The organism is Ramlibacter sp. 2FC, assembly GCF_005503345.1.
Lineage (GTDB): Bacteria > Pseudomonadota > Gammaproteobacteria > Burkholderiales > Burkholderiaceae_C > SCMQ01.
In genome coordinates this window covers 1-11,889 of sequence record NZ_SCMM01000081.1, presented here as the reverse complement: position 1 = coordinate 11,889, position 11,889 = coordinate 1, and the positions used below count along the sequence as shown (strand labels likewise).

The following is an 11,889-nucleotide window of genomic DNA, read 5'->3' as shown; positions in this document are numbered from 1 at the left end:
CCCCTCACCCCACCCTTGCCGGTGGAGGTGATCAGCGCCAGATTGCCGGGACCGGGAATCGCGAGAAACAGGATGATGGCCGCGACGAAAGCGCCGTAATCTGCAACGCCGAACATGGGAATTTCCTCGGAAGCTGAGCGCTGAGTTTACGTGACGTATGGGCCCACACCGGCGCAGCGGATCAGGATTTCACGCGCAGCCAGACCAGGCAGCGCTCGGCGTCGAGCGCCGGAACCGCGAGCTGTTCCACGTGAAACACCTCGATGTCGTCCGGCAGGGCCGCAATCTCATCATGAGGCGGCTTGCCCTTCATGGCCATCCAGACGCCGCCCGGCACCAGCGCCGCGCGCGACCAACTGGTGAAATCGAGCAGCGAGGCAAAGGCGCGCGAGCAGACCAGCTCGTAACCCTCGCTCAGCGACTCGACGCGCGCATGCAGGCCGCGCAGGTTGGGCAGCTTGAGCGACGCCGCCACCTGCTGCACGAAGGCCGCCTTCTTGGCCACCGTGTCGACGCAGGTCACGGAGACCTCGGGACAGCAGATCGCGATCACCACGCCGGGCAGGCCCGCGCCCGCGCCCACGTCGAGCAGGCGCAGGGGCCGGCCGCCGCTGTGCCGGCGCAGCGGGCCGATCACGGCCAGGCTGTCGAGCAGGTGGTGGCTCAGCATCTCGGCCGGCTCGCGCAGGGCCGTGAGGTTGTAGACCTTGTTCCACTTCTGGATCAATTCCAGATAGTCGAGCAAGCGCGCGATCTGGGCTTCTTCCAGCGCCAGGCCCAGGGCCTGGACGCCTTGCCGCAGCGCGGTCTCCAGCGCGGCCCTCATGCGGCGGTTTCGCCTTCGGGCGCCGGCAGCGTGGCGAAGCCCTTGAAGCCGCCCTTCTTCAGGTGGATCATCAGCAGGGAGATGCTGGCCGGCGTGATGCCCGAGATGCGCGAGGCCAGGCCCAGGGTCTCGGGCCGGTGCTTTTGCAGCTTCTGGCGCGCCTCGATCGACAGCGCCGTGACCTGCATGTAGTCCAGGTCGGGCGGCAGCTTGAGGCCCTCGTAGTAGGCAGCGCGCGCCACCTCGTCTTTCTGCCGGTCTATGTAGCCCGCGTACTTGGCCGCGATCTCAACCTGCTCGATCACCGGCGCGCTCAATTCGCCCAGTGTTTCACGTGAAACAGCGTCGCTCGCATACTTGCCACCGTCGAGCGACATCAGCGCCGTGTAGCTCACGTCGGGCCGGCGCAGCAGATCGAAAAGCTTGTATTCGTGGTCTATCGACTTGCCGAGCACGCGCTCGGACTCGGCCGCCGGCAGGATGCGCGGGTTGACCCAGGTGGCCTTGAGGCGCTCTGTTTCACGTGAAACAGCATCGCGCTTGCGGCAGAAGGCATCCCAGCGCGCGTCGTCGACCAGGCCCATGCGGCGCCCGGCCTCGGTGAGGCGCATGTCGGCATTGTCCTCGCGCAGCTGCAGGCGGAACTCGGCGCGGCTGGTGAACATGCGGTAGGGCTCGGTCACGCCCTTGGTGATCAGGTCGTCGACCAGCACGCCCAGGTAGGCCTCGTCGCGGCGCGGTAGCCAGGGCCCCTCCCCCCGGCATTGCAGCGCGGCGTTGATGCCGGCGAACAGGCCCTGGGCCGCGGCCTCCTCGTAGCCGGTCGTGCCGTTGATCTGGCCGGCGAAGTACAGGCCCTGGATGGCGCGCGTCTCGAAGCTGCTCTTGAGCGCGCGCGGGTCGAAGTAGTCGTACTCGATCGCGTAGCCGGGGCGCAGGATATGCGCGTTCTCCAGGCCCTTCATGCTGCGCACCAGCGCGTACTGGATGTCGAACGGCAGACTGGTCGAGATGCCGTTGGGGTAGTACTCGTTGGTGGTCAGGCCTTCGGGCTCGAGGAAGATCTGGTGGCTGTCCTTGTCGGCGAAGCGGTTGATCTTGTCCTCCACGCTAGGGCAGTAGCGCGGGCCCACGCCCTCGATCTTGCCGGTGAACATGGGGCTGCGGTCGAAGCCCGAGCGGATGATCTCGTGCGTGCGTTCGTTGGTGTGCGTGATCCAGCAGGACATCTGCTGCGGGTGCATGGCCACGCTACCCATGAAGCTGAACACCGGCACCTGTCCTTCGTTGACCCCGCCCGGCATGCCATCGCCGGGCTGCTCGGTGCATTGCGAGAAGTCTATCGTGCGGCCGTCCAGGCGCGGCGGGGTGCCGGTCTTGAGCCGCCCTTGCGGCAGCTTGAGTTCCTTGAGGCGCGCCGACAGCGACACCGCGGGCGGGTCGCCGGCGCGGCCAGCCGCGTAGTTGTCCAGGCCCACATGGATCTTGCCGTCCAGGAAGGTGCCGGCCGTCAGCACCACGGTGCGGGCGCGAAAAGCGATGCCGACCTGGGTCACGGCGCCGACCACGCGCTCGCCCTCGACCAGCAGGTCGTCGACGGCCTGCTGGAACAGCCACAGATTGGGCTGGTTCTCCAGGCGCCGTCGGATGGCGGCCTTGTAGAGGATGCGGTCGGCCTGGGCGCGCGTGGCGCGCACGGCCGGGCCCTTGGAGCTGTTGAGGATGCGGAACTGTATGCCGCCCTCGTCGGTCGCGATGCCCATGGCGCCGCCCAGCGCGTCGACCTCCTTGACCAGGTGGCCCTTGCCTATGCCGCCGATCGAGGGGTTGCAGCTCATCTGGCCCAGGGTCTCGATGTTGTGCGTGAGCAGCAGCGTCTTGCAGCCCATGCGTGCCGCGGCCAGCGCCGCCTCGGTGCCGGCATGGCCGCCGCCGACCACGATCACATCGAATTCCTGGGGGTAGGTATAGCCTTGCATGTTCAAGCCTCTATGCATTCAGTCTTCAAGCCGGCTGCCTGGGCCGCCTGGGCCTGGCGCCGGTCGGCGGTGGCGAACAGGTCGACGCGCGCCGCCTGGGCCGTCGCGATGTGCAGCGCGTCGGTGGCGCACAGCCGGCTGCGCTCCATGGCCGCGAGCGCCAGCGCCTCGATCTCGGGGCTGACCGGCAGCACCTCGAAGTCGGCAAAATCCTGGGCCATCGCGCCCATCACGCGCGCGTACTGCTCGGCGTCCAGCGCCGCATCGCGCAGTTCGCGCAGCAGGCCGGACGCAACTTCGAGCCGGCAATGCGCGGCCAGCACCACCGTGTCGGCGGCGGCCAACAGGCGCTCGAGCGCCGCGTGGCCGGGCTCGAGCCGGTAGCGCTTGGCGATCGCCGAGGAGTCCAACAGCAGCCTCATGCCCCGCCCCCGCCGAGCGCGCCCTGGCGCTCCTCGACGATGCGCTGGGCCAGGGTCTTGCCGGACGGACAAGCCGCCGGCGGCGCGTCGAAGGGTCGCTTCCAGCTCGGCACGCGCGCTGCGTCGTCGCCGCGCACCGGCACCAGCTCGGCCACCGGCTTGCCGTGCCGCAGGATGCGCACCGTCTCGCCCTGCTGCACCAGGTCCACCATTTCCGACGCATGGGCGCGGAACTCGCTCAAGGACAGGGTTTTCATTTGTACAAATTGAAAAATTTTGTACATTTTATCCGAGCCGCTCCGGACTGACCTGGCGGGTGGACAGGTGTCGGAGGGTCGAGACAGGTCTATGCATTTCCCGCATAACCCAAGATAAAGCCGGCCTTGGACTTCCCAGGGGGCCGGACCTAAGCTTGCGCCCATCCCGCAATCGCACCTGGAGAAACCAGCATGTCACCCAACCCCCGCAGCACCCCGCCCCTGACCCACGCCCTGCCCTCCTACCTGCAGGCCGACAACCTCGGCCCCTGGGGCATCTTCCTGCAGCAGGTCGACCGCGTCACGCCCTACCTGGGCCCCCTGGCGCGCTGGGTCGAGACGCTCAAGCGGCCCAAGCGCGCCCTGATCGTCGACGTGCCGATCCACCTCGACGACGGCACGGTGGCCCATTTCGAGGGCTACCGCGTGCACCACAACACCTCGCGCGGCCCCGGCAAGGGCGGCGTGCGCTTCCACCAGGACGTCACCCTGTCCGAGGTCATGGCCCTGTCGGCCTGGATGTCGGTCAAGAACGCCGCGGTCAACGTGCCCTACGGCGGCGCCAAGGGCGGCATACGCGTCGACCCGCTGAAGCTCTCGCGCGGCGAGCTCGAGCGCATGACGCGCCGCTACACCAGCGAGATCGGCATCCTGATCGGCCCGAGCAAGGACATCCCGGCGCCCGACGTCAACACCAACGAGCAGGTGATGGCCTGGATGATGGACACCTACTCGATGAACCAGGGCACGACGGCCACCGGCGTGGTCACCGGCAAGCCGATCGACCTGGGCGGCTCGCTGGGCCGGCGCGAGGCCACGGGCCGCGGCGTCTACACCGTGGGCGTCGAGGCGGCCCACCATATCGGCCTCAAGATCGAGGGCGCGCGCCTGGCCGTGCAGGGCTTCGGCAACGTGGGCGGCATCGCGGCCAAGCTGTTCGCCGAGGCCGGCGCCCGGGTGGTGGCGGTGCAGGACCATGGCGGCAGCCTCTACCGCGAAGCCGGCCTGGACGTGCCCGCCCTGCTGGCCCATGTGCAGGAAAGCGGCAGCGTGGCCGGTTTCCCCGGCGGCGAGAAGATCGAGGACAACGCCTTCTGGGGCGTGGACTGCGACATCCTGATCCCCGCCGCGCTGGAGCAGCAGATCACCGAGGCCAACGCCGGCCGCATCACGGCGCGCCTGATCATCGAGGGCGCCAACGGCCCCACCACGCCGGCGGCCGACGACATCCTGCAAGACCGCAACGTGCTGGTCGTGCCCGACGTGATCGCCAACGCCGGCGGCGTCACCGTGAGCTACTTCGAGTGGGTGCAGGACTTCTCCAGCTTCTTCTGGACCGAGGACGAGATCAACGCCCGCCTGGTCAAGGTCATGAAGGAGGCCTTCGCCACCGTCTGGCAGGTGGCGCACGAGAACAAGGTGACCCTGCGCACCGCGACCTTCATCGTCGGCTGCCAGCGCATCCTGCGCGCGCGCGAGATGCGGGGTCTCTACCCCTGAACCCCGGCGGGGCGCGCGCGATGCGCCGACAATGGCGGCCATGAATTCCGCCCCACCGAAGCTGCTGGTGTTCGCCGGCAGCACCCGTGCCCAGTCCTGGAACCGCAAGCTCGCCGCCGTCGCGGCGCAGCTGGCGCGCGAGGCCGGCGCCGAGGTCACCCACCTGGAACTGGCCGAGCATGAGCTGCCGCTCTACAACGGCGACCTCGAGGCGCGCGGCCTGCCGCCCGAGGTGCTGCGGCTCAAGCAGATCTTCCACGCCCACGCGGGCTGGATCATCTGCACGCCCGAGTACAACGGCAGCTACCCCGCGCTGCTGAAGAACACGCTGGACTGGATCTCGCGCCCCGTGCCCGGCGATACCGAATGGAGCGACGGCATGCGCCCCTTCGCCGGCAAGGTCGTGGGCCTGCTCAGCGCCTCACCCGGTAGCCTGGGCGGCCTGCGCTCGCAAAGCCATCTGGCGCCGCTGCTGCTGGTGCTGCAATGCTGGGTCGCACCGAAGAAGTTCGCTCTGGCCAAGGCCGGCGAGGCCTTCGGGCCCGACGGCGGCTTGCTCAGCGAGGCCAGCCGCAAGAGCGTGCGGGCCGTGGTCGACCAGGTGATCTGGGCCGCCGAGCGACTCGCGCCCTGATGAACTGCCGTGCCGGCTGCGGCGCCTGCTGCATCGCGCCCTCGGTCTCCAGCCCCATCCCCGGCATGCCGGAGGGCAAGCCCGCGGGCCAGCGCTGCGCCCAGCTCGATGCGGCCGACCGCTGCCGCATCTTCGGCCGGCCCGAGCGCCCCGCGGTCTGCGCCCAGCTCAGGCCCTCGGCCGAGATGTGCGGCGCGCAGGCCGACGGCGGACGGCATGCCCTGCTCTACCTGGCGCGGCTGGAGCAGCTGACGGCGCCGGGCTGAGCGGCGGAGCTCAGGGCGGCGGGCCGTCGGTGTCGCCGGGCCCGATCTCGGGCTGGCCCAGCTGCTGCAGGCTCTCCAGCGGCTTGCCGGCCAGCACGCCGACCACCAGCTGGGCGATGGCCCGCCCGGTCGAGTCGCCGGTGGGCTGTATGACCGCGGTCACGCGGTAGGGCAGCGGAATATCGGCGGGTACGCCGTCGTAGACGATCAACGACACCTCCCGGCCGGGCGTCAGCCCCGCGTCGGTCAGGGCACGCAGCGCGCCCAGGCCGCAAAGGTTGTTGTCGACCAGCACCGCCGTCGGCGCATCCGGCTGAGCCAGCAGGCTGCGCATGGCCTCGTAGCCGTCCTTGCGCGACTGCGCCACCTCGCGCATCAGTGCCGGATCCGGCGCCATGCCTGCACCGTTCAGCGCCTCGCAAAAGCCCGCGTGGCGCTGCAGCGCAAAGTTGATCGCCAGCGGCGCATGGATCAGGCCGATGCGCCGGTGGCCCAGGGCGATCAGGCGCTGCGCCGCCGTGCGCGCGCCGGCCTGGTTGTCGAAGTCCAGCCAGGCATAGGGCCGGTCGCTGCGGGTGCGGCCATAGGCCAGGAAGGGAAAGCCCTTTTCCTGCAGAAAGCGGATGCGCGGGTCCTCCTGCAGCGTGTTGGCGACGATCAGCGCGTCCACGCGGCGGTTGGCGATCAGGCGCCGGTAAGTGTCGAGTTCGGTCTGGGGGCGCGCGGCGGCGATGATCAGGTCCAGGCCGGCTTCGGACAGCCCGTCGGAAATGCCGGCCACCACGTCGACGAAGCGTGGGTCGCCCAGACCGGTGGCGCCATAAGGATGGAAGGGATAGACGATGCCCACCGCGTCGGCGCGCCCGGTGGCCAGGCGCCTGGCCGCCGCATCGGGCTGGTAGCCGGCGCGCCTCGCCGCCTCGACCACGCGCTCGCGCGTCGCGGCGCTCACGTCGGAGTAGCCGGCCAGGGCGCGGCTCACCGTGGTCGGCGACAGGCCCAGCGACTGCGACAGCGCCTTCAGATTCATTTTCACGCCCCACCCCTTTGCTGCAAGCCGAAATCTCAAATCGCTTTGGATCGTACCAGACCAGGTTGAACTCCCGGCCTTCGTGGTTTCCCTGGCTTGTTCTGCAAACGTAACCGTCGCTCATCCAAAGCGGTTCGGGTAAACCATTAAAGCAAATCAAAGCGCTTTACCTAGAATCCAAAGCGCTTTGATTAATAACAAAGCATCCACCCACCAGATTCGAATCTTTCGACGTCACTTAGGAGATAAGCATGAAAACGATGATCACTACCGCGTCGAGTATCCTGCTCGGCCTCGGCATGACCCAGCTGGCTCACGCCGATGTCGGCTTCAACGCCAACCTCGAACTCGACACCACCTACCTCAACGAGATCAAGGCCCCCGCCACCAACGCCCGCACCGACAGCCTGGGCCTGGGCGGGCGCGTGGAAGTCAACGCCCTCGCGCGCGGAATGAACGGCGACGCCTTCGTGGCCGGCAAGGCCAGCCTGCTGGCCAAGAAGGACGGCAACACCGCCGTCGACGACATGTGGGTGCAGTTCGGCAACAAGACCGGCGACGTCAAGCTCGGCCGCTTCGAAGCCGTGGACCTGTTCCCGCTGGGCAAGGACACCGTGGCCGAGCTCAAGGTCGGCACCTACGAGGGTTACCGCGCCAACGCGCTGCGCGGCCGCTTCTCCAGCGGCGTCTTCCACGGCGCCCTGGGCCTGAACGCCACCGACAGCCTGCGCATCGAGCTCGGCCTGGTCGAGACCAAGGAAGCCGGCATCAACAAGGGCTTGCGCCCCGCGCTGACCTACACCAACGGCCCGCTGACCCTGCGCGCCGGCCTGGAGGCGGTCAAGAAGGTCGGCTCCACCACCGGCAGCGAGACCGGCCTGGGCCTGTCCGCCGGCTACCAGCTGACCAAGGACAGCATGCTCAACGTCAACTTCGCCAAGAAGGAAGACGACAAGACCTTCGGCATCAACGCCACCTTCGGCCCCGCCGGCCTGGGCCTGGTGCACGCCAAGGGCGCCACGGCCGCGCAGAAGGCCACCACGGTCTACGCGGCCTACAGCTTCCCGCTCATGGGGGTCAAGGGCGCCACCATCACCCCGGCCGTCAGCCTGGCCAAGGGCGGCCCCGGCAGCGACAACCAGCTCGCCGCGCGCGTGCGCATCAACTATGCGTTCTGAACGCAGGGCCAGCCGGCATACGGGCGGCCGCCCGATGCCTGGGCTTTGCCATTGCATGACCTGCTTCCCCACATAATGGCGCGATGACCGAACCCGGCCGACCGCGTTTGAACCGGATCGCCGGACCCCTGCTCGGCGAATTCATGCTGGGCATGAGCGTGGCCATGGTCTGCCTCTGGCTGGCCTCACGCAGCTCGGACGCCGCCGCCGGCGCCTTCGGCCTGGCCAGCCAGGTGCTGGAAACCCTGTTCGTGCTGTTTCGCGTGCTCGCCATCGGCGTCAGCGTCGCGCTCACCCAGGCGCTGGGCGCGGGCCAGAACGAAACCGCCGAGCGCACCGCCCGGGCGGTGCTGGGCGCGAGCACCTGGGCCGGCCTGCTGGCCGCAGCCTGTGTGCTGCTGGGCGACGGGCTCATGCTGGCCCTGCTGAATGCGCCGCAGGCGGTGCGCCCCCTGGCCAGCCCCCTGCTGCAGCTGCTGGCCCCGGCCCTGCTGCTCGAGGCCTACAACCTCAGCCTGGCGGCCATACTGCGCGCCCACCTGCAGGCGCGCGCCTGCCTGCGCGTCATGCTGCTCATGCACGGACTGCACCTGCTGCTGGCCATCCCGCTGATGCAGGGCGTGGGCGCCTGGGACGGACTGGGCCTGCCGGGCTACGCGCTGGCCATGCTGGTCAGCCGGGCCGTCGGCCTGGCCGTCCACCTGTGGCTGTGGCGCCGCAAGCTGCAGATCGGGCCGCGCTGGCGCGACTTCTGGGTTCTGCGCCTGCCGGTACTGCGCCCCGTGCTGCGCATCGGCCTGCCGGGGGCGGGCACCGAAATGGTCTACCGCCTGGCCTTCATGGTCTCGCTGGCCGCGACCGCGAGCCTGGGCGTGAGCGCCCTGGCCACCCATTCCTACACCCTGCAGCTGCTCAAGTACGTGGTACTGATCAGCCTGGCCATAGGCTGGGCCTGCGAGATCATGGTCGGCCGCCTGGTTGGCGCGGGCGACTTCCGCGCCGCCAATGTCCTGGTGCGCAAGGCGGTGCGCAACGGCTTGGCGGCCTCCGGCGGCCTGGCCCTGCTGGCCGCGCTCGGGGCCCCCTGGCTGCTGCCGGTGTTCACGCGCGATGCGCAGGTCATCGCCGCCGCGCAGACCCTGCTGTGGCTGTCGCTGGCGCTGGAAACCGGCCGCGTCTTCAACATCATCGTGGCCGGCGCCCTGCGCGCCACCGGCGACGCGGTCTATCCCGCGCTGGCCAGCGTGGGCTCGATGGCCCTGGTCCTCGGCGCGGGCTCGGTCTGGCTGGGCAAGCTCTTCGGCCTGCCCGGGATCTGGATCGCCTATGCCCTGGACGAATGGCTGCGCGGCCTGCTGCTGCTGGCCCGCTGGCTGGTCCACGGCTGGCTGCCGCACGCGCGCGACAGCCAGCGCCGCCAACGCGCGCCGAGCTGAAACGCACAAACCCCGCCCCCGTCCGGCCAGCGCCGGCGCGACCCACAACTCACGGAGCAAACACCATGTATACCGCCTCCCCCAAGCGTTACGACACCATGAGCTACCGCCGCTGCGGCCGCAGCGGCCTGCGCCTGCCCGCGGTCTCGCTGGGCCTGTGGCACAACTTCGGCGCCGCGGACGATTTCGCCACCATGCGCGAGACCGTGCGCGCCGCCTTCGACCAGGGCATCACGCATTTCGACCTGGCCAACAACTACGGCCCGCCGCCCGGCAGCGCCGAGGAAAACTTCGGCCGCCTGCTGCGCAGCGAGTTCGGCTCGCACCGCGACGAGCTGATCGTCTCGACCAAGGCAGGTTTCCTGATGTGGCCCGGCCCCTATGGCGAATGGGGCTCGCGCAAGTACCTGCTGGCCAGCCTGGACCAGAGCCTCAAGCGCCTGGGCCTGGACTACGTGGACATCTTCTACTCGCACCGCCCCGACCCCGACACGCCGCTGGAGGAGACCATGGCCGCGCTGGACCACGCGGTGCGCAGCGGCCGCGCGCTCTACGTGGGCCTGTCCAACTACCCGCCGCAGCAGTTTCGCGCCGCCGCCGCCCTGCTGAGGCAGATGGGCACGCCCTGCCTGATCCACCAGCCGCGCTACAACATGCTCGACCGCGACATCGAGTCCGGCCTGCTCGAGGCCTTGGCCGCCGAGGGCGCGGGCTGCATCGCCTACTCGCCGCTGGCCCAGGGCCTGCTGACCGATCGCTACGCCGGCGGCCAGGTGCCTGCCGACTCGCGAGCGGCCGGTACGGGCGGCTTCCTCACCCGCGAGCACCTGACCCCGGCGCGCCTGGCGACCGTGGCCCAGCTGCAGCAAATCGCCTCGGCGCGTGGCCAAACCCTGGCCCAGATGGCATTGGCCTGGGTGCTGCGCCACCCCGGCATGAGCTCGGTGCTGATCGGCGCGAGCCGCCGCTCCCAGGTCGACGACGCGGTCGCAGCGCTCAAGCGGCTGGATTTCGAAGCCGACGAGCTGGCCGCGATCGAGGCCGCCCTGCAGGCCTGAGCAGCATCGCGCAAGCACTCCATAGGGAAAATACCTAGCGCAAATTCAAAGCGCTTTGGATAATATTCAAAGCGCTTTGAGAGCCAAGCGTCCACACGCCGAGGAGCAATAGCAATAGCCTGGCAAACCGCTGCCGGTCAGAGGACCCCCAGCGCAAGCCAATTTCAAGCCTGAGACGGGTGACTGGGCCCGTCGTCCACGGAGACACAGCGAACATGAAGACCAAGATCACCAAGTTCACCGCCGCCCTGGCCATGGCATTCGGCGCCATAGGCGCCGGTCATGCGGCCACGATCACGATCTCCTGCGGCAACAGCGGCGCCGACTACGAGACCTGCAAGAAGCACGCGGACCAATGGGCCAAGAAGAGCGGGCACCAGGTGAAGATGTTCTCGCCGCCGGCCAGCACCACCGACAGCCTGGCCCTGTACCGCCAGCTGTTCGCGGCCAAGTCCTCCGACGTGGACGTGATCATGATCGACGTGGTCTGGCCCGGCGTGATCAAGGACCACCTGCTCGACCTCGGCAAGTTCAGCAAGGGCGCCGAGAAGGAGCATTTCCCGGCCATCGTCGCCAACAACACGGTGGACGGCAAGCTGCTGGGCATGCCCTGGTTCACCGACGCCGGCCTGCTGTTCTTCCGCAAGGACCTGCTGCAAAAGCATGGCCTCAAGGCCCCGACCACCTGGGAGGAGCTCACGGCCGCCGCCAAGAAGGTGCAGGACGCCGAACGCGCGGCCGGCCAGAAAGACTTCCAGGGCTTCGTGTTCCAGGCCAAGGCCTACGAGGGCCTGACCTGCGACGCGCTCGAGTGGGTCGCCAGCTACAACGGCGGCTCCATCGTCGAGAAGGACGGCAGCATCTCGATCAACAACGCCAAGGCCGCCAAGGCCCTGGACATGGCCGCCTCCTGGATCGGCAGCATCGCGCCGGCCGGCGTGCTGAACTACGGCGAGGAGGACGCGCGCGGCGTGTTCCAGAACGGCAACGCCCTGTTCATGCGCAACTGGCCCTACGCCTGGTCCCTGGGCCAGGCCGGCGACAGTCCGATCAAGGGCAAGATCGGCGTCGCGCCCCTGCCCAAGGGCGAGGCGAACGGCAAGAACGCCGCCACCCTGGGCGGCTGGCAGCTGGCCGTGAGCAAGTACTCCAAGACGCCCGAGGTCGCGGCCGACCTGGTGATGTACATGACCAGCGCCGAGAGCCAGAAGGACCGCGCCATCGTCGGCTCCTACAACCCGACCCGCCCAGCCCTCTACCAGGACAAGGACGTGATCGCCGCCAACCCCTTCATGGGCGAGCT

General features: G+C 69.0%; 12 protein-coding genes and 1 pseudogene. 7 read left to right on the top strand and 6 right to left on the bottom strand.

Going from position 1 to position 11,889, the window contains the following annotated elements:
* From FFS10_RS21445 to FFS10_RS21425, 5 genes and pseudogenes are all read right to left on the bottom strand, one after another.
* A pseudogene (locus FFS10_RS21445) lies at nt 1-116 on the bottom strand (lysine transporter LysE); the annotation flags it as partial.
* A 65-nt stretch (nt 117-181) separates the two neighbouring features.
* Nucleotides 182-826, bottom strand: a complete 645-nt coding sequence (rsmG, locus tag FFS10_RS21440; protein WP_137896631.1) for a 16S rRNA (guanine(527)-N(7))-methyltransferase RsmG — start codon at nt 824-826, stop codon at nt 182-184.
* Nucleotides 823-2,805 (bottom strand): tRNA uridine-5-carboxymethylaminomethyl(34) synthesis enzyme MnmG, encoded by a 1,983-nt coding sequence (gene mnmG, locus FFS10_RS21435; RefSeq protein ID WP_137896630.1) that lies wholly within the window; start codon nt 2,803-2,805, stop codon nt 823-825. The genes rsmG and mnmG overlap by 4 nt, the downstream gene beginning before the upstream one ends.
* A 2-nt stretch (nt 2,806-2,807) precedes the next feature.
* On the bottom strand, nt 2,808-3,227 hold the full coding sequence (locus FFS10_RS21430; protein WP_137896629.1) for a type II toxin-antitoxin system VapC family toxin: 420 nt from the start codon (nt 3,225-3,227) through the stop codon (nt 2,808-2,810).
* The gene (locus FFS10_RS21425) at nt 3,224-3,484 is read right to left on the bottom strand and encodes a type II toxin-antitoxin system Phd/YefM family antitoxin (protein ID WP_137896628.1); all 261 of its coding nucleotides are present in this window, start codon (nt 3,482-3,484) and stop codon (nt 3,224-3,226) included. The genes FFS10_RS21430 and FFS10_RS21425 overlap by 4 nt, the downstream gene beginning before the upstream one ends.
* Before the next feature lie 192 nt (nt 3,485-3,676).
* Here FFS10_RS21425 and FFS10_RS21420 point away from each other — a divergent pair, with 192 nt between their 5' ends.
* From FFS10_RS21420 to FFS10_RS21410, 3 genes are read left to right on the top strand one after another with little or no spacing between them, the layout of a single operon-like run.
* Complete coding sequence (locus tag FFS10_RS21420; RefSeq protein WP_137896627.1) at nt 3,677-4,984, top strand: Glu/Leu/Phe/Val family dehydrogenase; 1,308 nt, start codon at nt 3,677-3,679, stop codon at nt 4,982-4,984.
* A gap of 40 nt (nt 4,985-5,024) precedes the next feature.
* Entirely contained in the window at nt 5,025-5,618 is a 594-nt protein-coding gene (locus tag FFS10_RS21415; RefSeq protein WP_137896626.1) for an NADPH-dependent FMN reductase, read from the top strand.
* The gene (locus FFS10_RS21410; protein ID WP_137896625.1) at nt 5,618-5,884 is read left to right on the top strand and encodes a YkgJ family cysteine cluster protein; all 267 of its coding nucleotides are present in this window, start codon (nt 5,618-5,620) and stop codon (nt 5,882-5,884) included. The genes FFS10_RS21415 and FFS10_RS21410 overlap by 1 nt, the downstream gene beginning before the upstream one ends.
* Nucleotides 5,885-5,894: 10 nt before the next feature.
* On the opposite strand, the gene FFS10_RS21405 is transcribed toward FFS10_RS21410, so the two are convergent.
* Nucleotides 5,895-6,914: a substrate-binding domain-containing protein gene (locus FFS10_RS21405; RefSeq protein ID WP_137896632.1), complete on the bottom strand. Its 1,020-nt coding sequence runs from the start codon at nt 6,912-6,914 to the stop codon at nt 5,895-5,897.
* Between the two features lie 251 nt (nt 6,915-7,165).
* Here FFS10_RS21405 and FFS10_RS21400 point away from each other — a divergent pair, with 251 nt between their 5' ends.
* The 4 genes from FFS10_RS21400 to FFS10_RS21385 all read left to right on the top strand — a co-directional run.
* Nucleotides 7,166-8,092, top strand: a complete 927-nt coding sequence (locus tag FFS10_RS21400; RefSeq protein WP_137896624.1) for a carbohydrate porin — start codon at nt 7,166-7,168, stop codon at nt 8,090-8,092.
* Between the two features lie 83 nt (nt 8,093-8,175).
* A complete protein-coding gene (locus FFS10_RS21395; RefSeq protein WP_137896623.1) occupies nt 8,176-9,528 on the top strand; it encodes an MATE family efflux transporter in 1,353 nt (450 codons plus the stop codon).
* Between the two features lie 65 nt (nt 9,529-9,593).
* Entirely contained in the window at nt 9,594-10,586 is a 993-nt protein-coding gene (gene mgrA, locus FFS10_RS21390) for an L-glyceraldehyde 3-phosphate reductase (RefSeq protein WP_137896622.1), read from the top strand.
* Between the two features lie 215 nt (nt 10,587-10,801).
* A partial coding sequence (locus FFS10_RS21385; protein WP_137896621.1) for an ABC transporter substrate-binding protein occupies nt 10,802-11,889 on the top strand: 1,088 nt, incomplete at its 3' end.

Coding starts and splice junctions, on each gene's coding strand:
- rsmG (WP_137896631.1), bottom strand. CDS start 826: ATGAGGGCCGCGCTGGAGACCGCGCTGCGGCAAGGCGTCCAGGCCCTG.
- mnmG (WP_137896630.1), bottom strand. CDS start 2,805: ATGCAAGGCTATACCTACCCCCAGGAATTCGATGTGATCGTGGTCGGC.
- FFS10_RS21430 (WP_137896629.1), bottom strand. CDS start 3,227: ATGAGGCTGCTGTTGGACTCCTCGGCGATCGCCAAGCGCTACCGGCTC.
- FFS10_RS21425 (WP_137896628.1), bottom strand. CDS start 3,484: ATGAAAACCCTGTCCTTGAGCGAGTTCCGCGCCCATGCGTCGGAAATG.
- FFS10_RS21420 (WP_137896627.1), top strand. CDS start 3,677: ATGTCACCCAACCCCCGCAGCACCCCGCCCCTGACCCACGCCCTGCCC.
- FFS10_RS21415 (WP_137896626.1), top strand. CDS start 5,025: ATGAATTCCGCCCCACCGAAGCTGCTGGTGTTCGCCGGCAGCACCCGT.
- FFS10_RS21410 (WP_137896625.1), top strand. CDS start 5,618: ATGAACTGCCGTGCCGGCTGCGGCGCCTGCTGCATCGCGCCCTCGGTC.
- FFS10_RS21405 (WP_137896632.1), bottom strand. CDS start 6,914: ATGAATCTGAAGGCGCTGTCGCAGTCGCTGGGCCTGTCGCCGACCACG.
- FFS10_RS21400 (WP_137896624.1), top strand. CDS start 7,166: ATGAAAACGATGATCACTACCGCGTCGAGTATCCTGCTCGGCCTCGGC.
- FFS10_RS21395 (WP_137896623.1), top strand. CDS start 8,176: ATGACCGAACCCGGCCGACCGCGTTTGAACCGGATCGCCGGACCCCTG.
- mgrA (WP_137896622.1), top strand. CDS start 9,594: ATGTATACCGCCTCCCCCAAGCGTTACGACACCATGAGCTACCGCCGC.